Source organism: Latilactobacillus sp. VITA-14 (assembly GCF_046580785.1).
GTDB lineage: Bacteria > Bacillota > Bacilli > Lactobacillales > Lactobacillaceae > Latilactobacillus > Latilactobacillus curvatus.
The window spans coordinates 54,892-79,450 of sequence record NZ_JBJKTM010000008.1 but is presented as its reverse complement, the minus strand read 5'-3'; the positions used below and the strand labels follow the sequence as shown (position 1 = coordinate 79,450).

The 24,559-nt window shown below is 39.6% G+C and carries 28 protein-coding genes and 1 pseudogene; 18 read left to right on the top strand and 11 right to left on the bottom strand.

The genetic code is table 11. The annotated features are described in order from the left end of the window. The 9 genes and pseudogenes from ACF1X7_RS05165 to ACF1X7_RS05125 all read left to right on the top strand — a co-directional run. Window positions 1-130 (top strand): annotated as a pseudogene (locus tag ACF1X7_RS05165) (IS30 family transposase); the annotation flags it as partial. Between the two features lie 19 nt (window positions 131-149). Beyond that, the gene (locus ACF1X7_RS05160; RefSeq protein WP_411162495.1) at window positions 150-791 is read left to right on the top strand and encodes a sugar transferase; all 642 of its coding nucleotides are present in this window, start codon (window positions 150-152) and stop codon (window positions 789-791) included. Window positions 792-850: 59 nt separating this feature from the next. Then, window positions 851-2,050 carry a hypothetical protein gene (locus tag ACF1X7_RS05155; RefSeq protein ID WP_411162494.1) on the top strand — a complete coding sequence of 400 codons (1,200 nt, stop codon included), beginning with the start codon at window positions 851-853 and terminating at the stop codon, window positions 2,048-2,050. A 5-nt stretch (window positions 2,051-2,055) separates the two neighbouring features. Beyond that, complete coding sequence (locus ACF1X7_RS05150; protein WP_227166146.1) at window positions 2,056-3,036, top strand: stealth family protein; 981 nt, start codon at window positions 2,056-2,058, stop codon at window positions 3,034-3,036. Beyond that, on the top strand, window positions 2,999-3,970 hold the full coding sequence (locus ACF1X7_RS05145; RefSeq protein WP_411162493.1) for a glycosyltransferase family 2 protein: 972 nt from the start codon (window positions 2,999-3,001) through the stop codon (window positions 3,968-3,970). The genes ACF1X7_RS05150 and ACF1X7_RS05145 overlap by 38 nt, the downstream gene beginning before the upstream one ends. Before the next feature lie 6 nt (window positions 3,971-3,976). After that, window positions 3,977-4,732, top strand: coding sequence for a glycosyltransferase family 2 protein (locus ACF1X7_RS05140; protein ID WP_411162492.1), 756 nt, complete (start codon window positions 3,977-3,979; stop codon window positions 4,730-4,732). 11 nt (window positions 4,733-4,743) lie between these two features. Continuing rightward, entirely contained in the window at window positions 4,744-5,505 is a 762-nt protein-coding gene (locus ACF1X7_RS05135; RefSeq protein WP_097037786.1) for a glycosyltransferase family 32 protein, read from the top strand. Beyond that, window positions 5,495-6,664: a glycosyltransferase gene (locus tag ACF1X7_RS05130; protein WP_411162491.1), complete on the top strand. Its 1,170-nt coding sequence runs from the start codon at window positions 5,495-5,497 to the stop codon at window positions 6,662-6,664. Before ACF1X7_RS05135 ends, ACF1X7_RS05130 begins: the two co-directional genes overlap by 11 nt. Continuing rightward, window positions 6,657-8,168 carry an oligosaccharide flippase family protein gene (locus ACF1X7_RS05125; RefSeq protein WP_411162490.1) on the top strand — a complete coding sequence of 504 codons (1,512 nt, stop codon included), beginning with the start codon at window positions 6,657-6,659 and terminating at the stop codon, window positions 8,166-8,168. Before ACF1X7_RS05130 ends, ACF1X7_RS05125 begins: the two co-directional genes overlap by 8 nt. A 104-nt stretch (window positions 8,169-8,272) precedes the next feature. On the opposite strand, the gene ACF1X7_RS05120 is transcribed toward ACF1X7_RS05125, so the two are convergent. Both ACF1X7_RS05120 and ACF1X7_RS05115 read right to left on the bottom strand, forming a co-directional pair. After that, window positions 8,273-8,629, bottom strand: coding sequence for an LCP family protein (locus ACF1X7_RS05120; protein ID WP_411162489.1), 357 nt, complete (start codon window positions 8,627-8,629; stop codon window positions 8,273-8,275). 182 nt (window positions 8,630-8,811) lie between these two features. Further along, window positions 8,812-9,881 (bottom strand): IS3-like element IS1520 family transposase gene (locus tag ACF1X7_RS05115; RefSeq protein WP_411162488.1). Its coding sequence is split into 2 segments (ribosomal slippage): window positions 8,812-9,665 and window positions 9,665-9,881, totalling 1,071 coding nucleotides; the frame shifts between segments, so codons are not numbered across the junction. Window positions 9,882-9,900: 19 nt separating this feature from the next. Here ACF1X7_RS05115 and ACF1X7_RS05110 point away from each other — a divergent pair. Further along, on the top strand, window positions 9,901-10,389 hold the full coding sequence (locus ACF1X7_RS05110; protein ID WP_411162487.1) for a hypothetical protein: 489 nt from the start codon (window positions 9,901-9,903) through the stop codon (window positions 10,387-10,389). A gap of 284 nt (window positions 10,390-10,673) precedes the next feature. Here ACF1X7_RS05110 and ACF1X7_RS05105 read toward each other — a convergent pair whose 3' ends face one another. Both ACF1X7_RS05105 and ACF1X7_RS05100 read right to left on the bottom strand, forming a co-directional pair. Continuing rightward, a complete protein-coding gene (locus ACF1X7_RS05105) occupies window positions 10,674-11,222 on the bottom strand; it encodes a sigma-70 family RNA polymerase sigma factor (protein ID WP_411162486.1) in 549 nt (182 codons plus the stop codon). A gap of 182 nt (window positions 11,223-11,404) precedes the next feature. Then, window positions 11,405-12,229 (bottom strand): hypothetical protein, encoded by an 825-nt coding sequence (locus ACF1X7_RS05100; protein WP_411162485.1) that lies wholly within the window; start codon window positions 12,227-12,229, stop codon window positions 11,405-11,407. Window positions 12,230-12,420: 191 nt separating this feature from the next. Between ACF1X7_RS05100 and galU the strand changes: the two genes are divergently transcribed. Then, complete coding sequence (gene galU / locus ACF1X7_RS05095) at window positions 12,421-13,323, top strand: UTP--glucose-1-phosphate uridylyltransferase GalU (RefSeq protein ID WP_039098587.1); 903 nt, start codon at window positions 12,421-12,423, stop codon at window positions 13,321-13,323. Between the two features lie 58 nt (window positions 13,324-13,381). Here galU and ACF1X7_RS05090 read toward each other — a convergent pair whose 3' ends face one another. Beyond that, window positions 13,382-13,792, bottom strand: coding sequence for a peptide deformylase (locus ACF1X7_RS05090; RefSeq protein ID WP_251931779.1), 411 nt, complete (start codon window positions 13,790-13,792; stop codon window positions 13,382-13,384). A gap of 268 nt (window positions 13,793-14,060) precedes the next feature. Between ACF1X7_RS05090 and ACF1X7_RS05085 the strand changes: the two genes are divergently transcribed. The 3 genes from ACF1X7_RS05085 to ACF1X7_RS05075 all read left to right on the top strand — a co-directional run bounded on the left by ACF1X7_RS05085 (window position 14,061) and on the right by ACF1X7_RS05075 (window position 17,197). Then, window positions 14,061-15,509 (top strand): amino acid ABC transporter substrate-binding protein/permease, encoded by a 1,449-nt coding sequence (locus ACF1X7_RS05085; RefSeq protein ID WP_411162484.1) that lies wholly within the window; start codon window positions 14,061-14,063, stop codon window positions 15,507-15,509. Further along, the gene (locus ACF1X7_RS05080; protein ID WP_004270985.1) at window positions 15,509-16,243 is read left to right on the top strand and encodes an amino acid ABC transporter ATP-binding protein; all 735 of its coding nucleotides are present in this window, start codon (window positions 15,509-15,511) and stop codon (window positions 16,241-16,243) included. Before ACF1X7_RS05085 ends, ACF1X7_RS05080 begins: the two co-directional genes overlap by 1 nt. A gap of 135 nt (window positions 16,244-16,378) precedes the next feature. Then, complete coding sequence (locus tag ACF1X7_RS05075) at window positions 16,379-17,197, top strand: TIM barrel protein (RefSeq protein WP_039098584.1); 819 nt, start codon at window positions 16,379-16,381, stop codon at window positions 17,195-17,197. Here ACF1X7_RS05075 and ACF1X7_RS05070 read toward each other — a convergent pair. The 5 genes from ACF1X7_RS05070 to ACF1X7_RS05050 all read right to left on the bottom strand — a co-directional run bounded on the left by ACF1X7_RS05070 (window position 17,186) and on the right by ACF1X7_RS05050 (window position 18,880). Further along, window positions 17,186-17,485, bottom strand: a complete 300-nt coding sequence (locus ACF1X7_RS05070; protein ID WP_039098583.1) for a hypothetical protein — start codon at window positions 17,483-17,485, stop codon at window positions 17,186-17,188. The two genes, ACF1X7_RS05075 and ACF1X7_RS05070, sit on opposite strands and share 12 nt — an antisense overlap. Then, complete coding sequence (locus tag ACF1X7_RS05065) at window positions 17,472-17,738, bottom strand: hypothetical protein (protein ID WP_411162483.1); 267 nt, start codon at window positions 17,736-17,738, stop codon at window positions 17,472-17,474. The genes ACF1X7_RS05070 and ACF1X7_RS05065 overlap by 14 nt, the downstream gene beginning before the upstream one ends. Window position 17,739: 1 nt before the next feature. Further along, window positions 17,740-18,279, bottom strand: a complete 540-nt coding sequence (locus ACF1X7_RS05060) for a hypothetical protein (RefSeq protein WP_411162482.1) — start codon at window positions 18,277-18,279, stop codon at window positions 17,740-17,742. Window positions 18,280-18,413: 134 nt separating this feature from the next. Next, window positions 18,414-18,635, bottom strand: coding sequence for a DUF2922 domain-containing protein (locus tag ACF1X7_RS05055; protein ID WP_004270996.1), 222 nt, complete (start codon window positions 18,633-18,635; stop codon window positions 18,414-18,416). 32 nt (window positions 18,636-18,667) lie between these two features. After that, complete coding sequence (locus ACF1X7_RS05050) at window positions 18,668-18,880, bottom strand: hypothetical protein (protein WP_004270991.1); 213 nt, start codon at window positions 18,878-18,880, stop codon at window positions 18,668-18,670. Between the two features lie 205 nt (window positions 18,881-19,085). Here ACF1X7_RS05050 and ACF1X7_RS05045 point away from each other — a divergent pair, with 205 nt between their 5' ends. Genes ACF1X7_RS05045 through ACF1X7_RS05035 form a run of 3 tightly spaced genes read left to right on the top strand, consistent with a single transcriptional unit; the run spans window position 19,086 to window position 22,724 of the window. After that, window positions 19,086-20,288: an acetyl-CoA C-acetyltransferase gene (locus ACF1X7_RS05045; RefSeq protein ID WP_411162481.1), complete on the top strand. Its 1,203-nt coding sequence runs from the start codon at window positions 19,086-19,088 to the stop codon at window positions 20,286-20,288. After that, window positions 20,275-21,543 carry a hydroxymethylglutaryl-CoA reductase, degradative gene (locus ACF1X7_RS05040; protein WP_004270994.1) on the top strand — a complete coding sequence of 423 codons (1,269 nt, stop codon included), beginning with the start codon at window positions 20,275-20,277 and terminating at the stop codon, window positions 21,541-21,543. The genes ACF1X7_RS05045 and ACF1X7_RS05040 overlap by 14 nt, the downstream gene beginning before the upstream one ends. Before the next feature lie 14 nt (window positions 21,544-21,557). After that, entirely contained in the window at window positions 21,558-22,724 is a 1,167-nt protein-coding gene (locus tag ACF1X7_RS05035; protein ID WP_076790039.1) for a hydroxymethylglutaryl-CoA synthase, read from the top strand. 683 nt (window positions 22,725-23,407) lie between these two features. Here ACF1X7_RS05035 and ACF1X7_RS05030 read toward each other — a convergent pair. After that, window positions 23,408-23,881 (bottom strand): nucleoside 2-deoxyribosyltransferase, encoded by a 474-nt coding sequence (locus ACF1X7_RS05030; RefSeq protein ID WP_411162480.1) that lies wholly within the window; start codon window positions 23,879-23,881, stop codon window positions 23,408-23,410. 209 nt (window positions 23,882-24,090) lie between these two features. Here ACF1X7_RS05030 and ACF1X7_RS05025 point away from each other — a divergent pair, with 209 nt between their 5' ends. Continuing rightward, window positions 24,091-24,396 (top strand): hypothetical protein, encoded by a 306-nt coding sequence (locus tag ACF1X7_RS05025; RefSeq protein WP_411162479.1) that lies wholly within the window; start codon window positions 24,091-24,093, stop codon window positions 24,394-24,396. Window positions 24,397-24,559 lie beyond the last annotated feature (163 nt).

Genomic DNA, 24,559 nt, shown 5'->3' with positions numbered 1-24,559 from the left:
TTTTGAGCACATTAGTGCTCAAGATTTAACGACGACGTTACTCCAAATTAACCAGCGACCGCTTAAAATACTCGACTGGCAAACACCGTATCAGGTGATGCTGACAAATTTGTCCAAAAATTCGGATTAAATTTGCAATCTACCAAAATATGAAAGATAATAGTTCAGAGGGTTACCTCGTAAAACTTGAAAATGTTCAACCAGTCAGAAATGGATATTTAATTGTTAAGCGAGTATTTGATTTGATTTTTGCCATTCTATTTGCAATTCCTGCATCGATAGTGATTTTAATTTTTGGTGTATTAATTAAAATGGACACTCCAGGTCCAATGTTTTATAAGCAGGAACGTGTTGGTAAAATGGGTTCCGTCATATATGTTACTAAGCTTCGATCGATGTATACAGATGCAGAATCAAAGTCTGGCGCTGTTTGGGCAAAAAAGAATGATTCTAGAATCACAAAGATGGGACATTTCGTACGCATGACAAGAATTGATGAATTACCCCAGATATTTAGTGTTATTTCTGGTGAAATGAGTTTTATTGGACCACGACCAGAGCGACCATCATTTACGAGTCAATTTTCTGAAGAAGTTCCAGGATTTGAAAAAAGATTACGAGTAACGCCGGGACTTAGTGGTTTGGCGCAAATTCGCGGAGGATATGATGCCACGCCTAGTGAAAAACTGGCGGATGATTTGGAGTATATTGACAACATTAGCTTTAAAGAAGACTTGCTCATAGTTCTGCACACGCTTTCTGTGATAGTGACTGGACACGGAGCGTATTAAGAAATACGATGCGAGACTGCATCTCATTTTTCATAATTTTTTGAATGGAGAGTGATCCCTTGGTTGTAATTTTAGGACTGATGGCGATATTTCTCAGTGTAGTATTTCCAATGGTTGGCATTATTTTTGGTGCTGCAGTGATTATCTTTGAGAAAAAAACTAATATTCTAGCAATCCTGGGCATAGCACTGGGCTTTGTAGGATTTGCGATGCATTATATATATCTACCGACAGACGACATGTTCAGATACGTTGCCTATATGAACTCGATTCAATCTGTTAACGGTATATCTGAGTTTGTTTCACAAATTTACAGTACAACGCCCGTGTCTGAGTATGGGCTTAACGGGCAAACTTGGCCTTTGTCTGCAGTACTTTTATTTATCATCTCGAAAACGGCAGATTATCGGTTATTATCAGCCGTTACTGTAGTATTGTCTATTTTTGTTAGATTGTTTGCGATTGCTAAAGTTACCGAAACGGATAAAGTAGATGCTTTAACAATATTCATCAGAACGTTTGGCTATTTTTCATTAATTTTTATGATGACACTGAAGTTGCCAGTTAGTGGGTTTAGATGGTATGTGGCAACCGATATTGTTATTTTGCTTATGGCGAGCGATGCTTTAAATAAAGAATTAATTACCATTCCTAAATTATTCTGGTCTGTGGTGGCTGGATTGTTTCATCCAGCAGCATGGGTTTACCTCGGAATAAAGGTATTTGCCGCAATTTTATCTTCTAGAAACAATAGTTTTGTTAAGCGTTGGTTACCGCTTTTTGCAGTAGTAGCTTTGGGTGTTGTAGTGGTTTTCCATAGTAGCTTGGTTGGCAACGTTTTGAATCAGTTTGCTGCTTATGTCAGTGGCGATAGTTTTTCTGGGACGTTTGAGTGGATGAGAAAATTTTATGTAGGATGGTTCATCATAGTTTCGTTGATGTTTTCTAGATTCTATTTAATTCGTCAGGACGTTTCAAAAGCTAATTTGTACAACGTTGAGTTCAATTATCTTTTAACCGGCCTAAGTCTGCCGTTCTTTTTGTTCCAAAGAATATATCCATTTGCATGGGTCATGTTGACGGTAGTTTGGATATTTAGTGTTGTGAAGACAAAGAAATTCACCTACATTGATTTGGCCGTGGTGATTTTAACTTTGGTAATTGGATTCACGTATTATTGGACAGCCCCTGGTAACTTTTTGCCACCGACAGATTTGTTATCTTACGGGAAAATGTTAATTACACCGATTTGGAGATGAAAATATTGAACGAAAAAGAAAAAATTGATGTTGTAATTCCTTGGGTAGACGGGTCAGATCCTGTTTGGCAAATGAAAAAAAACTCGTATATGAACGGCGCTAGTGATTCATCAGATGAAATGAAATCAAATAACAGGTTTGATGATTACGGAACTCTGAAATACTTATTTAGATCCATTGAATTGTATATGCCATGGGTTAATAACATATTTTTAGTGACCGATAGGCAAGTTCCAGATTGGTTGGATTCAACTAAAGTTAGAGTTGTTGATCACACGGAATTTATTGATGGGAAACTCCCTACGTTTAATTCAAATGTGATTGTTACAAGTATTTATAAAATTCCGGGGTTATCTGAAAAGTTCATATTGCTGAATGATGACTGTGTATTGTGGAATATGAATAATCCAGAGGACTATTTTATCAATGATATGCCCGTGGACATTTTAGCAGAAAATTCAATTGTGCCTTTTCAAGATGGATTTTTTCATATCTCACAAAACGGTACAGCAATTGTTAATAAACTTTTTAGTAAGCGCTTTGTGATGAAAAAAAACTTACGAAAATTTTTCAATTTAAAATACGGACTGACGCAAGTCAGAACGTTATTGTCACTTCCGTATGGTGGATTTGTGGGTTTCTATAATCCACATTTTGCACTTGCGTACCGAAAGTCTGACTTTTTGAGTTTTGAAAAAATTGGATTGATTGAGCTGAAAAATACGTGGGCTAATCGTTTCAGAGAAGCAACGGATATCAGTGATTGGGCAGTAAGATACTACAGAAATATTAAAGGAAATTTCGTGCCGGGTAAGTTGAGAGGCCTTTATACAACAGTGGGTGATTTTAAGGATCCGGTCAAAGTGAGCTCAAAAGTAAAAATGTTAGTTGTAAATGATGACAGCGTCAGAGATGAAGTTGCATTGCACAATTTGGAGAAAACGTTGAATGACAAGTTCTTTAAAAAGTCAAAATATGAAATTTGAATTAACTGTTGTTGTACCGGTGTATAACGTTGAAAACTACCTGCTACGTAGTATCGAGTCGCTAGGAAGTTGGTTAAATAACAAAGCAATCGAAATACTGATTGTCGATGATGGATCAACTGATGATAGCTTATTAGTTGCTCGTCACATTGAAGAGACATATAACAATGTGTCCGTCTATCATAAAGATAACGGTGGATTATCATCAGCTCGAAATTTTGGGCATTCTTTAGCCGGTGGACGATACGTATATTTTTTTGATTCAGACGACGCTTTGAGCGAAGATGCAGCGAAAATCCTACTGAAGACAATTCTTAGCACTTCCGATGACTTGATTATGTTTGGATACGACGAGATTCTTGAAGATGGAACGATAAATACGTTTACGAATAAAATTAAGTCGCAAGAAATGGAGCTCATCCTTGAAAAGGATGATATTCTAACTGAACTCTTGGGTATGAAACAGGGATTCGTTCCAGGGTATGCGCCTACTAAAATTTTCCGATCTGATGCAATAAAAGAACTGTCTTTTAGGGAAATGTACTACGAAGATTTGCCCTTTTTTATGGATTTTTTAAGACAAAATGCCTCAGATACGTATAGATTTATCAACTTGCCTTTGTATAAGTATTACCGTAGATCTGGTAGCATAACACTGCAATCTAGTGAAACTAAACTTATGGATAAGATGACTTCGTTAGATATAATGCTTGATGCTGTGCTTGAAATGTCTAGCAACCCGAGAATAGTGAACGAAGCGTTTAAATCCTACTTCGTAGGCTACCTTTGGATTGCTAAATTAAATAAGGATGTTTCTTCTGTTTTGGTAAGCAAACGTGTTCATAAGGCTTTACATTCTAATCAGGGAAAATATTTCGAACTCTTTAAGGGATTCAAAAATTTTGTCAAATTTGTCTACTATCGAACATTCTAGAAGAAAGTGGGGAGAGTGTTTGTGACTTTGGTATCCGTAATTATCCCAACGTACAATAGTGCTGACACTTTATGGGAGACGCTTTTGTCAGTAGAAAATCAAACTTTGGATGATTTAGAAATAATTATTGTGGACGATTCAAGTTCCGATGATACTGTTCGATTAATCAATAAATTCAAAGAATATAGTAATCGAACAGTAAGGACCGCATTTAATTCGAAGAACGAAGGCGTTGCAATGACTAGAAATGTTGGAATATCAATGTCTCGCGGTGAATATGTCGCCTTTTTAGACTCGGACGATATATGGCTACCAGATAAATTGAAAATGCAGGTTTCGAAAATGATGGATAGAGGCATCGCTTTTTCGTTCACTAACTATGAGACGATGGATCATGAGGGAACACCTCTTAAGGCAAGGAAATTACCTGCGGGTAGATACTCTTTGGATGATTTTTTGAAGGGAAATCCCGCAGGGTTGCTGACCGTTGTTGTGAAAAGAAGTGTGATTCCTGATAATCTTTTCCCGGATGCACATCATGAGGACTACGCAGCCTGGATTATGTTAATTAGAAAAGTGAAATATGCCTTTTTGTTTGAGGAATCGCATGCTAAATACAGGATTCATAATTCGCTTTCTTCTAATAAAATTAAATCTATGTTTTGGACGTTTAATGTGTTGAGGAACTTCGGTGGTTTACATGGGTTGTCCTTAATGATTGGATTTTTAAACTATATTTTAAGAGTTTTAGGTAGAGAGTAGGAGGAACTTGTATGATTCCTAAAATTGTGCATTATGCTTGGTTTGGACGAGAAATTCCGATCGAGGTTGAAGAGAGAGTACAACGCTGGAAGCAAATATTACCAGATTGGGAGTTTAAGCTTTGGAATGAAGAAAATTGGGATTTCTCACAGTATTCGTTTTCAAAGCAGATGTATGAAACCAAAAACTGGGCATATTTGACTGATGTGTTGAGACTAGACGTTTTGAACAAGTACGGTGGAGTTTATTTGGATACTGATATGGAACTGAAGAAAAGCCTTTCTCCGTTTTTGGCAAAGCGACTTGTGATGGGTTTTTTGTACAAAAATAGTCTTGCAACCGGAATTATTCTGGCGGAACCCAATCATGAATTTATTAATAACATGCTACAAGTGTACGAAAATCGCGCTTTTACTAAGATGCAGCCATTGTTGCTTGAATATACAAACAACCCAATTATGACGGTCTTGTTCTCCACTTTATATCCTGAATTTAGTAACACTGGTGTCCGACAAGAAATCCAGGATGGCATCTTAATATTGCCGTTGGATTATTTTTCATATTTTTCTAGAAACAGAGAAGCAAACTTTGCGGAGCATTTGTTTATGAATTCATGGGGGAGAACCAATAAGCAGTCGGTTAGAAGCAGTCTAAAAAGTGTGTTACGCAATCATTTCCCTACTCTTTGGACTAGTTTATCCTCTGAAAATGGCAGAAAAGTCACTGAAAAAGACATTCAAAACATCTTTAAGGAGATAGAAAATGAAGCGTAAAGTTGTTATTTTGATGCGGAACTTAAAGATGGGTGGGGCTGAGAAAGTCCTGATCAGCTTTTTGAAAAACTTCGATCGTGAAATGTATGATGTAAGTTTGATTCTGTATACGGTAGAGGGTGAATTAGTTAAGGAAGTCCCAAGTGATGTAGACATTAAAGGATTAGTGCCAAAAGAGAATGGTCTGTTTTCGAAAATATATAGAGCAACGTTTAAGCGGATTTTATTTTATGTGCCGAAGCTATTGGAGATTACAAATCGAGTTGACAGTTCAACAGTGGTCATAAGTTTTATGGAGGGAATCTCTACTCACATTGCCTCGATATACAAGAAGAATCCCAAGATTGCTTGGATTCATACTGATGTAAGCACTAATCCATGGGCTGACTCCAGCTATAGATCAATAACTCAACAAGAACGTATTTATAACAGTTACGACAAAATTGTGTTTGTATCTGAAGGTGGTAAAAATGGATTTATGTCTAAATTTCCACAAGTAAATACTGACAAGACGATAATCCATAATGTGATTGATTCACGGGAAATACAAAATAAAAGTTTGATTGTCGATGATAACTATTCAGAATGGTTGCGACTCACTGATAATACATTCAGAGTTATCTCTGTAGGAAGAGCGGACCCAGTAAAAAGATTTGATCTGTTGATAGAAGCTTTCAAGAATGCAGCAGAATCAACAGTGATGCCACTTTCTTTGACAATTATTGGGTATGGATCATCTTTCAATAACTTGAAGAATATTGTTGATAAGAACAATTTGAGTAACGTGTTTCTGTTGGGGATGAAGTCTAATCCAATGCCTTATGTAAAGTCGTCGGATTTGTTTGTTAATTCATCTCGAGTTGAGAGTTATCCAACGGTTATTGGAGAGGCATTGGTCCTTGGTGTACCTGTCTTGGCAACAAAAAATGGCGGTTCGGAAGAGATTTTGGAAGATGGTCGTTTCGGTGAATTGATTGAAAATACGGCGGATGTGTCTACGTTGTCTGCTAATTTATTGGGTGCTGTAAACAACGTGAAAGATTTAAAAAGCAAAGCACTATCCGCACAGAGTCATTTTTCAATGGCGAAAGTTTTGAGTGAATATACTCGATTAATTGATAAAGTTTCGGCAGATAGGAATACGTTAAAAAATGAATAGAACTAAGCGTGCAAAATTAAATGTAATGGTTACGTTAATAACTTATTTTGTACAGTTGTTTCTTTCGATGATTGTACGTGTGGTGTTCATTCAAAAGTTAGGTAACGATTACCTAGGATTAAATGGCGTATTAACAAGCACTTTGTCAATGTTGTCACTAGTTGATTTAGGATTGGATTCTGTCTTTGTGTACACTCTTTTTCAGCCATTAAAAGAAAAAGATGCAAAAAAAATCACAGCGGTCATGCGACTTTACAGGAATACTTTTAGATGGATTGCAATTATTGTAACTGTTTTAGGAGTAATTTTAGTAGCGTTTTTGCCTGAAATAATAGGGAATGCAGGCATGAAATTACCGGATGTTTATACCATTTACTTTTTATTTCTAGCGAATACAGTTTCAAGTTATTTGCTTGGTTATAATCGATCTGTATTAAATGCAAACCAGCAAGGGTATATTGTGAATGGAGTAACTTCGCTTAGCTTTGTAGTTGTAAATCTGGCTCAGCTGATTAGCTTAATGATTTTTAAAAATCCGGTTTTGTATGTGTCTATACAACTAATGGGAACTATTGTTTTGAATGTAATTATTACTGTAATTGCGCGGCATGAGTTTCCTTTTTTGAAGGTTACTGACCGAGTTCTTCTTGGTTCTTCAGAAAAATCCAAAATTTTTAAAAATTCGGTTGGTGGGTTTTCAAGTAAAATAGGGAGCTTGATCGTTTTTGGTAGTGATAATATTGTTTTGTCGCTATTTACTAATCTAGCCACTGTTGGTATCTATTCAAATTATTCAGTAATAACGAATGCTATACAGACAATTCTGCAAAAAGTTTCCAGCGCGTTAACCCCGAGTGTTGGAAATTTAGGTATTGAAAGAGATTCTGAAAAAAATAGAATTGTATTAACAGAAATAATTTTTATTTTGTATACATTAATCGCGGGTGGATATGCAATTTATTTAGTTGTACTTTCGCCATTTATGCGCATGTGGGTGGGAGAAAAATCTGTATTTGCTGTTCACACGGAAACTTTGATTTCTATTGTACTTATTTTGCAGTTAGTTCGTGTGCCATTTTGGATATACATTGATGCTTTTGGATTACAATGGGTTCAGAGGTGGAAGTCGATCATAGAGGCTTTTGTAAATATCTTCTTAACGTTGCTGTTCGTTGGTCCATTTAAGCTGGGGGTGAATGGGGTATTGCTAGGAACGATACTGTCCACAGCAATGACCGTATCATGGATAGAACCATTCGTTATTTACAAGTATCCTTTGAAAGGAAATTTTCAAGGTGTGTCAGAACTATTGTGTAAGTTTGGATTGCTATTCGGTATTCAAACTTTCCTTGGTTATTTAGGCGAGGCGTACTTGGGTGGTAATTCGTTAATTTCAATAATGGGAAAAGTTGCCACGATGCTTTTGGTAAGCGCTGCAATGATTATCATAATGTTTGGCCGAAGCAACTATTTTTGGGTATTAAAAAAGCGTCTGTTCAATTAAACGTATTACTTTTTAGGGTACGGATTGATTACGAACGTAAAAAAAGGCATCGCACAAGCCGACTTTTGGGTTAGTTTGTGCGATGCCTTTTTATTGGTGATAAATTAGTTAGTTGCATCTATAATTTCATTATGAACACGAGTAATCTCATCTTGAGACATTTCTTGGTAAGAAACGCCATCAATCATCACACCAGTACCGGTCATTTGATCACGGTTAATGGTTTGAGCAGAATCACGATACTTAGTGGCTAAGTTACGTAATGAAGTAAGCGAAATGTTTGAACGAACATTGTCAGATACTGCATTTAGGAAATCGTTTGAGAGAACGCTAGAAGGATCATCTTTCAGCTCATTAATTACTGATTCAATCACGAGTTGTTGGCGGATTTGGCGACCGTAGTCTCCTTGTGGATCGTCGTAACGCATACGTGAGAATTGCAATGCTTGTGCACCATCCATGTGGTAGGTTTGACGGCTCCTATGTCAAGAATCCGGACATAAAAGTACGAACAAATTTGACTTTCAATTTAAATTACTTAATTTAATTTTCGGAGGCCGAAGTTTTAGTCCCGTCCAGATTTTAAAAACGCTTTAGAGTATATTAAATAAGCCCCAACATTATTGAATTTAATAGCCTGTAGCTACGCTACAAGTGAAATACGATCACTGTTATACCAACGAATATAGTTATCAATTCCGGCGATTGCTTCATGAATTGTCTTAAAATCTTGGAAATTAACGTATTCACGTTTCAAAATTGAATGAAAACTTTCAATTCGCGCGTTATCGCCGGGCTGACCCTTTCGGGAGTAAGAATGCTTGATACCATACTTCGATAAAGTGTTTTCAAATAAGTCACTTGTGTATTGGCTTCCCATATCACTATGAATAATTTGTGGTTTAACTGCTTGCGCCATGACTTGGGTAATAACGTTAGTCGCTAGTTCTTTAGTCATCTGCGTATTAAGTTGGTAAGCAATAACCTGTCGGGTTACTGGATTATAGACACTAGCTAGGTAACACCAAGTATGGTTAAGGGGAATGTACGTAATATCAGTCAATAAAATACCAGATTGATCAGTTAACTGCTTAATCAAGTTTGGTCGCTGATCATAATCAGTCTGAGTGGTTGGCTTATTGATTCGTTTAACCATTCTAGATCTAATCCCTAATTCACACATTTGTTGATAGACCAGACGTTGACTAACGTGAATATCAGACTGTTGATTTAGTAAGATCGTTAATCGTGGGTAGCCATACATTGGATATCTTAACCAAGCCGTTAACACTTCTTGTTTAATTAAATGCCGGCGGCGTTCAGTTCTACTTGGCTGCCAATGTAGATAATCATAGTAGGTTGAGCGCGGAATTTTGAGTACTGATAAGATACGCGTAATGCGGTGCCCAGCAAGTAAATTAGCGTTGACGACTTCTAACACGAGGGCACGCTCTTTAATAATTAGCTTTTTGCCATGAGCACCGCCGCTCGTTTTAAAATATCAAGTTCTTCTTTTAACCGTTTATTTTCTTTAATCAGAGCACGTTCATTTGATGATAGCACTTTAGTGTTGTTAGGATCAGCTTGTTTAATCCACTTAGTGACCGTTGAAACACTGACGTTGTATTCTTTAGCCAGTGAGTTGGCCGAACGGCCAGTCTGACTTAAGCTAACAATCGATTCTTTAAATTCATTTGAATATTTAATTGCCATAATAAAAAGCTCCTTTATGATGTATTATATCGAACAGTTTGTCCGTAATTCCATCATAGGAGCCGAAAGATTATATATATCTAAAGGATTAGTGGCGTTTTATATACTTTATTTTTTAGGGACTATAGGAGTTATTTTTGTAGTATTCCCAGTCTTGCATTTGTTAAAACCAACATTCTTATTTTCAACTATAGTTTACGTAGGTATGTCAATTTACATGTTTTTATGGCAGCAACAATCAATAGCGGCGTCTTATATATCCAATACTAATGATATTCCATATGTCAAATCATTTCTTTACTCTAGCGTGGTTGGTGTGATCTTCGCTTATCTTTTAACTAAATATTCTACTTTAGGTATTTGGGGAATTATTTTAGGCTTAGGTTTTGTACAACTATTGTATAATAATTGGAAATGGCTATTAGTTGTATTTAAAAGAGTCGATTTAAATTTATTCAAGGTTATTGAAAATGGTTTGAAGGCATGGGTAGGTAAGTATAAATTTTAAAAGACTAGTGATAACTGTGATTTTTGATATTGTATATAGCTTTTAATTCATGAAACATAGCAATTAGTTCTATGTTAATTTTTTTAATATGTATTCAGTGACACCCTCCATTATTAAAGAATTTTAATAATGGAGGGTGTCATCTTTGATTAACTGTTTATATTTAAATTAATCAATATAAATAACTAATGTTATAGTTTTGTTATAATGAAATATGTGAGTAATCTAATATCGAAATAAAAGTAATAAAATTCATAGTTCTAATGCGAGCACAAAGGTATTAATTATACAAATAGTTTTCTAAACTTCTTTTGCACTTTAAACTTAATATTATTGGCTGTTCGCCGTGTGATGTTTAAGTCTGCGGCGATTTCTTTTAGGCTGGCGTTGTAGAAGTAACGCAGAACTAAGAAGCGTTTTTCGCGTGGTGTACAGACTTGATAGAGGCGTTCGAAGAGGTCGTTACAGATGGCGGCGTCTTCTGGGTTACAGTATGGATCTGCGACTTGGTCGAGGTAATCCATCACGGAATCATCATCGTTTATCCGGTTAACGAAGCCGATTCGCTTGTCGTGGTTATTATCCTTGCGGAAGGTCATCATAATGGCCCATTTAACAGCCTGATACGCGTAAACCATGAAGCGGTGGGTTTCGACTTCAATATTGCCTGGGAAATGATCGTAGGCTTCGACAAAGGCAATAACGCCAATTTGGTAGAGATCGGCGAAGTTGCTACGTTGTCTTGGAACGTGGAGATCTTTGAGAACGCCATAGATGAGGGTGTCGTCTTGTATAATAAAATCAAAAGCAGTTTGTAAATCTGATTGGGTCATTGTAAAGCATCCTGTCTACTATGAGCTCACAGTGTGAATTACCGGTAAGTTCACTATAGCGGGTTTGCATAAAGAAGGATAATCGCCGATTTTAGCGGTAAATCAATCCGTTTCAGCTTTAATTTGCGCAAATGCATTGAAATACAAATGAAAATTATTGTAAATAGCGACTTCGGGTTAATTTATAATTGGCGTAATTTTTGAATTAGTGCTTTAACACTTTTGATATAGCACTGAATGTCAAATACGCTGAATTCGGGGTATTCATGGATTACGGCTTGGTAAATGAAATTTTCCTTATGCATTTTAAGTGCGTTGAGTAATCCGAGTAGTTCAGTAGCTGTTTTCGGAACATTCGAGCACAGATGGCAATGGCAATCATCGAAGCGATGGACGATGCTTGGCTTGAAACAAGTCTTGAGCTTGATTTGATAGCCGAAATTAGTGGCACACACAGTGAGACAGCCAAGTTGGACTTTGCCAATGGCTGCACATTGATGAATTTCAGTATCGATTTGACGGCCTTTATAAGGGAGGATACAGGTACAGTCATTTAGCAATGTAACGTAGAGCTGGTTATCGCTAACTTCGTAATCACGGACGTAGTGGAGCGCTAACCACGGTGCGTTTTGATGAGCCGTGCCACTTAATGGTAAATACTGATATTCGCCATTGATGTGTGGAATCTTACGATACCAATTGAAACAATGGCAAAGGTACCGGGGTTGTGAGAAGTCCATGATCTGATGGCGATTATAAGCGCGCATTAGTTGCCGGGTAGAACGCGGACTAATTTGGAGACCGGTTATGCGGTCTAACACAAGACTTTGCGATTTTTTATAGGGAATAATCACCATTGTGTCACTCGTAATACTAGTTTGGTAAGAACGGGGAATTGACGATTGATCCAGCTCACAGAAGTTATAATCAATGCCACGTTTGATGATGAGTGGCACAGGAAGACACTCGTGATATGTATTGATATGTTTGGGATGTAGTAGAAACATCGAAGACCTCCTTTATTGTTAACATCTTGAGAATACCAATGATGGGAATCGCTTACAAAACAATTATGAAAAGATTGATAAAATCCTAAGTGCTTGTTAATCTTTTCCTCATTTTCGGCATATAATTGGTGCAAATCCACTTTTTTATGGCATACTGTTATTAGACTATAAGTTATGGGGGATTTTAGTAGATGAAAGTACGTAAAGCAGTTATTCCAGCAGCCGGACTAGGCACTCGTTTTCTACCAGCTACCAAAGCGATGGCGAAGGAAATGTTGCCAATTGTTGATAAACCAACGATTCAATTTATCGTGGAAGAAGCAAAGGCTTCAGGGATTGAAGATATCTTAATTATCACTGGTAAGGGCAAACGCCCAATTGAAGATCACTTTGATTCAGCACCAGAGTTGGAACAAAACTTGAAAGCCAAGAATAAGACCGCTATGTTGAAGATGGTCAACGAAACGACTGATATGGGGGTTAACTTGTACTTCATTCGCCAATCACATCCAAACGGATTAGGGGATGCAGTGCGTCTTGCAAAATCATTCGTTGCTGACGAACCGTTCGTCGTTATGTTAGGTGATGACTTGATGGAAGATAAGGTGCCATTGAGTAAACAACTAATCAATGAATATGAAGAAACACATGCATCACAATTAGCCGTTATGAAGGTGCCACATAATGAAGTGGACAAATACGGTGTGATTAACCCAGAAAACAAAGTTAAAGATGATTTATACAACGTTAAGAACTTCGTTGAAAAACCAGCTGTTGATAAGGCGCCTAGTGATTTAGCCATCATCGGTCGTTACCTGTTAACGCCTGAAATTTTTGATATTTTAGAAAACCAAAAACCAGGGCTTGGTGGCGAAATTCAATTAACCGATGCAATCGATGAATTGAACAAGACCCAACGCGTCTTCGCTCACGAATTCAAAGGCCGTCGTTACGATGTTGGTAACAAATTCGGTTATTTAGAAACAAGTATTGAATATGGCTTAAAACACCCAGAAGTGAAAGATGACTTGAAGAAATACATCATCGACTTAGCAGAAGAATTAAAAAAAGACACTAAAAAAGAAAATAAATAACCTGTAAAAAACGTTCAACCACTCCGTACATTGGAGTGGTTGAACGTTTTTTGTTGTTTTAAATGATAAGGCCTTCACAGTGATCCACCTCATGTTGAATAATCTGTGCAATCCAGCCTGAGAAAGCCTGCTTGTGTGGCTTAAAGGCTTGGTCTTGGTAAGTGACCTCAATTGTTTCATAACGCGTTGTAGGGCGTTCTCCGGTTAATGAGAGGCAGCCTTCAGTCGTTTGATAAGGTTTGGCTTGGCGCACAATCTGTGGATTCACAAGAATCACAGGTAAGACGCCCATTTGAACGATGATAATCCGTTTATTGATGCCAATCATGTTGGCAGCCATTCCGACGCAACGCTCTGTGTTGGCTTGTAAAGTATCACGTAAATCGGTCAGCACATCGGTATCAGCTGGTGTTGCTGGAACTGCTTTTTGAGCTAAGAATTGAGTGTCACGCATAATGGGTTTAATCATAGTAGACTCCTTGAGTAGTAGTTCTTCCATTATAGCAGAAAATAAACTCATTCAATTCTCATTTAGTGAAAGTCCGCCTTATCTGCGGGCTTTTTTAATGCGATTATTTAGGGATTAGAGTCTGCTTTTCAATATTGTGGTAAAAAATTCGACAAATTTGGATTTTATGCTTATAATTATTAACATACTATTATAAAACGTCTAATCTAATCTTAATAACGCGTTAAGAGCGATGAGAGAAGTTGGTCAGGCATTAGGGGAGGATCACATGAAGAAATTACTCGTATTTTTAGGCAGCTGTTTACTCGCAGGCTTATTTGTATTTGGGGGTCAAGTGAATAATCAGGTTCAAGCCGCTGAAAAAACTTATGAAATCGGTACGGATGTGACCTATCCACCATTCGAGTTTGCGAATGAGAAGAATCAATATGTCGGTATTGATATTGATATCATGAAGGCAATTGCGAAGTCCGAGGGCTTTAAAGTGAATATTAAACCGTTGGGCTTCAACGCAGCGGTTCAAGCCGTTCAGTCGGAACAAATTGACGGGGTGATTGCCGGGATGACAATTACACCTGAACGGCAAGCAAAATTCGATTTCGCTGATCCTTACTACAAGACCGGGGTTGTAATGGCCGTTCAAAAGGACAGTAAGATTAAAGGCTTAGAAGGGTTACGCGGTAAACGTGTTGCAATTAAAACAGGGACGTCCGCTGGGGCCTATGCGACGGCCAAAGCGAAAGAATATGGCTTTACCACCGTTACGTTTGATGATTCAGATAATATGTATAATGATGTTGTGAATGGTAATTCGGCAGCCTGTTTTGAAGACGAGCCCGTTATGCAATATGGGATTAAGACGGGCTTGAAACTCAAGATTGTCACCAAACCTGCTGAAGGTGGCGAATATGGATTTGCCGTTAAGAAAGGGAGCAATCCTGAACTCATCGCTAAATTCAATAAAGGTCTTGCTAAATTAAAAGCAAATGGTCAATACGACAAAATTAAAGCAAAATATTTAAGTACAGAATCAACCAAAAAAGCAACCAAAAAAGCAACCGTTGATCACAGCTTTTTTGGATTATTGAAAGAAAATAAAGATGCGTTGTTGAGCGGTTTAGGCCAGACGTTATTATTAACAGTCATTGCGATTTTCTTCGCAACCATTTTCGGGGTTTTCTTCGGATTACTCGGCGTCTTGCCTAACCGGTTTGCGCGTGGCGTTTCAGATACGGTCATCTATATTTTCCGTGGGTTACCCCTCTTGGTGCTTGCGTTATTCATCTATACTGGGATTCCAAGTTTAACTGGGCAGAAGATTCCAGCGATTGTGGCTGGGGTCATCACGCTGATGTTCAATGAAGGGGCTTATACTGCAGCCTTTGTCAAAGGGGGCATTGGCGCGGTTAGCACCGGACAAATGGAAGCAGCGCGGAGTTTAGGGTTAACATATGGTAAAGCAATGCGGCGCGTTGTGTTACCACAAGGGATCCGCATTATGATTCCATCCTTCATTAACCAATTCATCATCACATTGAAAGATACGTCAATTTTATCAATCATCGGGATTCTCGAATTGACACAGACGGGTAAAATTATCATCGCCCGCAACCTTGAAGGGTTCAAAATCTGGGCAATGATTGCCTTAATCTATCTGATCGTTATCACGTTACTCACGTGGTTATCGAAGTACATTGAGGGGAGAATAAATAACTAATGAATAGAATTGAAGTGTCTCATCTTATTAAGAATTACGGCAGTAACGAAGTGTTAAAAGATTTGGACTTAACGGTCGGTGATAACGAAGTGGTTGTCATGATCGGTCCCTCAGGTTCAGGAAAGAGCACGTTCTTGCGCTGCTTGAATCGCTTAGAAGAACCCACGAGTGGTGAGATTATCGTTGATGGGTACAACCTCAGTGATCCTAAGAGTGATTTGAATCAAATTCGCGAAAAAATCGGGATGGTATTCCAACACTTTAATCTTTTCAAAAATCTAACGGTCGCTGAAAATATTACACTCGCACCAGTAGAACTCGGTAAAATGACGCCGGCAGAAGCAAAAGAAACCGCCAAGAAACTACTTGAAACGGTTGGTTTATCAGAGAAATTCGATGCAAAACCACAATCGCTATCAGGTGGGCAAAAACAACGGGTCGCCATTGCGCGTGCCTTAGCGATGAAACCTGATATTCTCTTGTTCGACGAACCAACATCAGCGCTCGATCCTGAAATGGTCGGCGACGTGTTGGCCGTTATGAAGCGGTTAGCCAAAGAAGGGATGACGATGGTTGTCGTGACTCACGAAATGGGCTTTGCCAAAGAAGTGGCCGACCGCGTCATCTTCATGGCAGATGGGCACATTGTCGAACAAGGCACACCACAGGAAATCTTTGACACCCCACAAAACGAAAGAACAAAAGACTTCCTGAACAAGGTACTAAATGCATAGCGTGTGTTTCAAAAAGCACGTTTAATGCCAACTAAAAAAGCGGCCCACCATTACTTGGTGAGCCGCTTTTACGATTCTTAAGTCTTTAGAATGTTAGAATAGAAATAGGAACTAGTAGAGAAAAGAGGGATTACGATGCGATTAGGCTTAAAAGCAGGGATTAACGATCAGCAAATTGCTGATCGAATGCAGTATCAGCCAACGTATTTTGAATTTCATTTAACAGCCGAAGATGTCACGCCAACTGGGCTAGTACGCTTACGCGAAAAAATTCGTTATGTACGCAGTCAGCAGGTTGAACGAATTATTTTACATCACCCAATGAGTTTCGAAGGGCATCATATTGAACTGTCGATGAATGAAGCAAGTTCGCCAGCCCGATACCGCTTTTTATGGCAATCAACACTTGATTTATTGCAGTTAGCGAAAGCTGAAGATGTCCAATTATTGGTGCATGGCTCTTATGATGATCCAATTGAAGAATTGACGACGGGTTACGGTAATATTACGGATGCCATTCGTGTTTTGTTCAAGCGCCTCGATTATTTACAGCGGATTGGCGGACAAAATATTATGTTCGAAAATTCAATTTCACCGATTTTCTATTATGGCAATCCGATTTTTGATCAGGCCATCTTTGATAAAGGTTACCGCTTAGCGTTTGATACGAGTCATTGTTTTATCAAGTTGCAGGGTGATCAGAATGCTTTCTTGCAGAGTCTGGCAACTTTGCGTGAGCACGTCGTCCATTATCATCTGGTTGATTCGATGGGTTTGAAGCATGATGGGTTGCAATTAGGGACTGGCAAAATTGACTGGGCCCGCGTATTGCCATTGTTAAATCCTGATGCCAGTTCGATCTATGAGATTCAATTAGCCGATCAAAATGATGCACGAGAAATGATTGCGAGTCATCGTTATTTAACGCAACTTGAACAAACATTATCCGAGTAGAATTTTGTCAGCAGCAACGCGAAAACCAAACAAAGGATAGTCACCCGTCTTTGTTTGGACATACATATAATGTTGGTAGTAGTTTTTTTGATTTAATAATAGGCTAAATTCCCACTGCTTCAGCGGTTTTTTGTCTGCGGCCTTTAACTGCAGTAATAGTCGTGGCTGTTCGTCAACGACGGTGAGTTCAAAGTGGGCGATAGGTTGGAGCTCTTCAGGGCCTTCGAAGTAGATGCCATCGTTTTTGGGTGTATCAGCTAATAGCTGTAGTAAGTCAATGACGCGCATGATAAGTCGTCCTTTCTAATAGTGCGAAAATCCCGGCAATGATCAGCCAACAAACACCCGACAAGCTAACGGCGATGGTTAGGATAATTGCCATTGGTGTTAGAACACCAATGAGCCAAGTCGTGGTGTTGACTGTTGGCACAAATGAAAACAGACCAGTAACGAGGCAGACCGCGATGACTGTGGCAATAATCCCTGGAATCGTACCTTTAAAATCAGCTGCGGATAAGTCATAACCACCGATGGCAATCATGCTAGTTAAGATTAACCAGAGCAAGAGAGCACCCGGTTGCGTCGTCCAGAGCTGGCTGAATAAGGGACCGATGGGCGTTTAACTGCCAAGTGGGATGTTCAGCAAAGGTCATCCACGTTGCAAAAGTGGGCCGTGCTAATAACCAAGTCAGTCCGAAAATGGCGGCTGAACAACCAAAAATCGGGGCAATCCCAATCCAGAGATTACCAATTGTTGGCCAAAGACGGCCGGGATGGTATCGGTGATTGACATGGCCAAGCGAATGATCGGGATTATCCCGTAGATTTAATTTTAAGAGTTGCATATCGATAATTTGGTGTTGGAAGATTAAACAGGCAACAGCATGGCTGAGTTCATGAATCACGGTGCCTAGGCCGCCAATTAAAAGTTGTGAGTAATCCCACCAATGGGCTAAGCGCCGTTTAGTTGAACGATTGATTAGTGTTAAAATCCCGGCAAAAGCTAGTGGCAGCGCAATTACCAGTAAACAATTAAGCAACATTGATTGCAATATTTGCGATAAGTTAAATGGATTGGGCATGATAACTCCTTTGAACGACTTTATGTAAGCCTACACCAAAGTTTATCGCGGAAACAAGGGTTGTTAATCAATTTATGTAAAACGCAAAAAAAGCCCCCAAATCAGATTCGATTTGGGGGCTGTATGCTGCTTAATTATTTGTCAGAAAAGATTGGTGTTTCAATCCGTTCAACGTATTTGGCACCAACTGGTTCTTTGTAGAGTTCAATTCCTTTTTTAATAAACATATTGGCTGCTGCGATTTTAGTCATCGCACTTCTAACTGTTTCGGCGTCTAAGTTGTCATCAATATTGTTTAAGCGCAATACACGACTCTTAGCATCACTGTTTTTAAATTCTAAGCAAAGTTGTTTCATCTTGAATTCCTCCTCAAAGATTGGTATGTTTTTTATTTAGCGATATAAGCAGATTTAGTGGTTAGAGTAGCTGTTGCAAATGTGTCACCTGCGTGGAGACTTGCGAGGGCTTCGCCAACTGCTTGGATTTCCGTGGCTTGAACGTCTTCTTTTACGGCGGTCATACGACGTTGTAAACTTTCATTTGGATAGTCTGTATTTTGTAATTCAAAAGCGATCGATGTTGCTAACCATGATGTTTGCATGTGGATTCCTCCTAAAGATTAGTTGTAAGCGTCACCGGTGAATGACTTACGCTAATGAGTAATGCACGATGCCGATAAAATGGTAAAATAATCTCAGCTTACCAAGCGGATTTCTAAAAAAAAGTTAAAGAAATTGTGAATTACCAGACGTTTCATGAAAATTTAGTTATAGTAATAATTAGACTTATAGATGAAGAGGGATATTATGCAAGAAGTAGTTATTATCAGTGCAAAGCGGACACCGATTGGTAAATTGGGGGGCCAACTTGCAAGTTTAAGCGCGGTTGAATTGGGGACAGTTGCTGCTAAAGCGGCGATTGAAGCAGCCGGGATTGATCCAACTCAGATTGATCAAGCAATTTTCGGGAATGTCTTACAAGCCGGTTCTGGGCAAAATGTTGCACGGCAAATCGCTTTGAAGAGTGGGATGACACAATCAAGCACAGCAATGACAGTTAATGAAGTTTGTGGTTCCGGCCTAAAAGCAATTCGGTTGGCGCAGAGTGCAATCGTCATGGGCGATGCTGATATCGTCTTAGTTGGCGGTACAGAAAGTATGTCACAAGCGCCTTATTTGAATAAACAAATGCGTTTTGGGAGTAAATTTGGGGATCAAACAATGATTGATAGCATCAGTAGCGAAGGGTTAAACGATGCGTTTACGCACCAGCCAATGGGGATTACAGGCGAAAATGTAGCAGCTAAATACGGCGTTACGCGTGAAATGCAAGACGCTTTTGCACTCGCTTCTCATCAAAAAGCCGCGCAGGCGACCCAAGCTGGTTGGTTTAATGAAGAAATTGTACCTGTAACGGTGCAACAACGCAAAGCAACGCTTGAAGTACAACAAGATGAAGGTATCCGCTTAACGACAACCATCGAAGCAATGGCGAAGTTGCGCCCAGCTTTTCAACAAGATGGGACTGTAACACCTGCCAATGCTTCCGGCATTAACGATGGCGCTTCTGCCATGATCGTTATGAGCAAGGAAAAAGCTGCTGCACTCGGATTAGTTTACCAAGCCACTTTGGTCGGCTATCAAGAAGTCGGTGCTGATCCAGATTACATGGGGTACACGCCGGTCGATGCAATTCAAAAATTATTAGCGCAACAAAATCAAACATTAGCCGATATCGATTTATTAGAAATTAACGAAGCGTTTGCCGCTTCAAGTGTGGCCGTTCAAAATGGGTTACAAGTCGATCCTGCTAAAGTTAATGTGGCCGGTGGCGCTATTGCGTTGGGCCATCCAATCGGTGCTTCAGGCACGCGCATCATGACAACGTTAATGCACCAATTGAAACGGACGCACCAAACAACAGGGATTGCTTCGTTATGTATTGGTGGCGGGTTAGGAATTGCTTTTGAAATTCAATTAAATGAGGCATGGTGTAATGAAAAAGCCTAAGTTCTATCAATTAACGAAGGATGAACGTTTAGCAACGCTTGTTGAACAAGGTCACCTAAGTCAGACGGATGCTGATTGTTTAGCAGCTGCAGAACCCTTGTCAGATGAGATCGCTGGTAATATGATTGAAAACCAAATTGGCCAGTACCAAGTACCGCTTGGTGTGGTGCAAGATTTATTAGTCAATCAGCAAGTCTATCAAGTCCCGTTTGCGATCGAAGAACCATCCGTTATCGCGGCGGCTAATAATGCGGCTAAGATGGCACGAGCTAATGGCGGCTTTGTGACTGAACAACTGACGCGGCTGATGACTGGTGAAGTCGTGTTAGAGAAGCTAGTTGACTTAGTAGCGGCTAAAGCTTGGATTAGTGGCAACAATGACCATTTATTTGAAGTTGCACGGGCTGCGCATCCATCAATTGTTAAACGCGGTGGTGGTCTTCAAAAGATCACGCCGACGATTATTGACGACCGCTTTTTGAAACTTGAATTGCAAATTGATACCAAAGAAGCGATGGGTGCCAACATTGTGAACACAATCTGTGAAGCAATCGCACATGCTGTTCAAGAACAGTTGGGCGGCACCCTTTTATTGAGTGTTTTGACCAATGCCGCGTTTGAATCCGTGGTGACCGCAAGTGTGACGATTGATCCAGCTACCTTAACAACTGCGACGCTTGCTGGCAAAACAATTGCCGAAAAGATGATTGCGGCGAGTGACTTTGCCAAAGTGGATGTGGCGCGCGCAGCAACCCACAATAAAGGGATTATGAACGGCATCGATGCAGTGGTGTTAGCGACGGGCAACGATTGGCGCGCAATTGAAGCCGGCGTGCATAGTTATGCTGCTAGAAAGGGTGCTTACCAACCGCTTTCGAGTTGGGAATGGACAACTGATCAGCAACTACGCGGTCGAATCGAACTGCCACTGCCAGTTGGGATGGTTGGCGGATCGATTGGTATTCTACCAACCGTGCAGATTAATCAGCGCTTGTTAAAAGTTCAGAATGCGCGTGAATTAGCCGGCATTATCGCAGCTGTTGGCTTAGCACAAAATTTTGCCGCGCTCAAAGCACTTGTGTCAGACGGGATTCAAAAAGGACACATGGCGCTTCAAGCGAAGTCGTTGGCGATTGCCGCTGGCGCAACCGAGACTGAATTAACGCAATTATTACCATTATTATTGAAAGCGACACATTTAAATACAGCAACAGCCACCGAGCTGTTAGCGCAACTGCGTGCTGAAAACAAATAGATTGGAAGATTATTATGCAAATCGGAATTGATAAGATGGGCCTTTTTACGCCTAATACCTACTTAGATTTAGTGATGCTAGCTAACGCGCGAGGCGTTGATCCTGACAAATACACAATTGGAATTGGTCAAGATCAAATGGCAATTGCCCCCCTCAGTCAAGACAGTGTCACAATGGCGGCTAACGCGGCTCTTGAAGTGTTGGATGATGATAATCGTGATTCAATTGGTTTATTAATTTTAGGCACTGAATCAGGAATCGATCAGTCAAAAGCCGGTGCCCTTTATGTGCAACGCTTATTAGGATTAAAAAATGCCCGTGCTTTTGAAATTAAAGAAGCTTGTTACGGGGCAACCGCTGGTTTGATGACCGCTTATGACTTTGTAGCGGCGCATCCAGAGCAAAAAGCATTAGTCATCGGTTCCGATATCGCCCGTTATGGGCTGGATACACCAGGTGAAGTGACACAAGGTGCTGGCGCGGTTGCAATGATCGTTAGTGCAGCACCACGTTTGTTGGCGTTAGAACCGGCAACGGCCATCCACAGTGATGACATTCAAGATTTCTGGCGCCCTAATTATTCAAAAGAAGCTTTTGCGCGTGGCAAATATTCAACTGAACAATACATCGAATTTTTCCAAGCAACTTGGGCAGACTATCGCGCTCAAACTGGCCGCACAATCTCAGATTTCAAAGCCTTAACGTTCCATTTACCATACACAAAGATGGGTTTGAAGGCATTGCGGACAATCCTGCCAGAAGCAACGGAAGCAGAACAAGCACATTTATTAGACCGTTATCAAGAAAGTACATTGTATAGCCGTCAAATTGGTAATATCTACACCGGTGCGTTATATCTAGGCTTCCTTTCATTATTGGAACAATCAACGCAATTGGCAGCCGGCGATCGAATTGGTTTATTCAGTTACGGTTCAGGTGCGATCAGTGAATTCTTCACCGGTATTTTGCAACCCGGATTTGAAAAACAATTAGCCGGTGCGGACCACAAAGCAATGCTTGCTGCACGACGTCAATTGACGATGGCTGAATACGAAAATCAATTCCAAGCAGAACTACCAGAAGACGGTAGCGAATATGAAATTGATTTGGCAATGGACAACGCGCCAATCATTTTAAAAGGTGTTAAGGAACACGAACGCAATTATCAAGTTAGAGATTAATAAAAAAACAGCTATGTATCCTAAAAACTGCCATTAACAGTATTGTTAATGGCAGTTTTTTTAGCTATTTCTGATAAAAATAACAAGTCAGAAATGATGGAAAAACTTTTTTAAATTTAAGAGCATTTTGATTGTATCCGGTCACAGAAGGTGCTATATTAATGGTGAGGAAAGATAGCTTGGTAAGTGAAACCAAGTTAGCTTTAAATAGATTTACCACTTTAAAACACAAGCACCAGATTTGAATGTACGACACATCAAGATTTAAAGTACGAAAAAGAAATTGCAAGGCGTGGTTCCAATGGAAACATAAGTGTAACTCTTCGTAGTATTAAGATCTAAGTATATCGGAGGCTGATGTCTGTTAAAGAATATCGCTCAAGTAGTAAACACGAATTTAATCGTCATCGCTAAAACTGCACATGCGGGTCAAAGATAGACGACCAAACTAGATCGAGTGAAACGATTAGCAGTGGGCTAGACCAACGATTAAAAACAATTGAATAAAGTATGAGGTGTAACATTATCCAGAATGTAAAACAGAATCAGCTCGTAACAACCAAGCTATCAACCTCAACCTAGGGGATTCAAGCATATCAAAGCTTGAATCCTTTTTTTTATGCTCAAAATACAATATAAATAGCCATTCACTATAGATAACAAATGAATGGCTTTATTTTTAATTAGGCGTGGGCTTGCACTGCCTCAATCAACGTGTCTAAATTATTCACAATCGTGCCGTTTTGTTTAATTAAGCCGGTTGTGTAAAGGTTTAAGTAATGGAATTGGTTTTCGGCGATCTCTTGTAAAGCCGCTAGTTTTTGCGGATTTGTAGCACCTTGTTGGCGGCTGTCGGTGTATAATCCGATCATTGGAATTTGGCGACCGTATGCCACACCGATTTCACTAGCAACGCCAACATCGATGGTAGGACCATCCAAAACAGCAATGACGAGATCGCTAGCAACGAGTTCGTCTGTATCGGCTTGTGCGATCATTTCAGAGCTGGCATAAGCATTCTTGTCGTTAATTGCGGCGTTTTCTTGTGGAAGATAGATATCGATACCATGAATTACTTGGCGCAGTTGAGCAACAACCTTAGCGTTATAATCAAAGTCTGCTGCTGAGAATAGAGCGTTTGCGAAATAAATTTTCATAAGAATTCCTCCAAGTTGATTTCCTTTATTGTATCAAATTAGTGGTGAAATACGGTACAATTAAGTTAATCAGTTTTGGAAGGGGATTCACAATGCGCGAGATTCAAGAAACACCAGGGTAAGTAACATTTAAGTTAGCTTGGTGAGATTATTTTAAAGGTTATTTTGATTTTACGGGGCGAACAACACGTACGGGTTATTGGTGAGCGATGTTGATTTTAATGATTGTTTGGTTCATGCCATTTTTCGCTTTGCTATTTACACAAGCTGCAAAGGTGCAGCTGAAGATGAGCGGTGCATTAGTGCTGTACATAATCGTTATCGGATTGCTTGGGGTACTCACGTTTATTCCAACGTTGGCGCTTAGTGTACGGCGTTATCGGGATGCTGGGTTAAATGGTCGCGGAGCAGTTGTATTGTGGTTATTGAACGGGTTTGCATCCCGTTTTACATCGGGCAATCAGGGGCGCGCATGGACGCTAATTTCGGCGTTAAGCGGAAGAAAGTGGTTATGAAAGCACGTTTCAAAAAGAGTGCGTCACAACCGAAACGGTCTGAGCATTAACGAAGTTTGGCGAATGATTGTGAAGCAATCGTTTGCCATTCAGGGTTAACCGGAAGGATATGACTTATAGAACACGTTTAGGCGATTAAAGTCCAAATAAAAAAGCGGTCCAT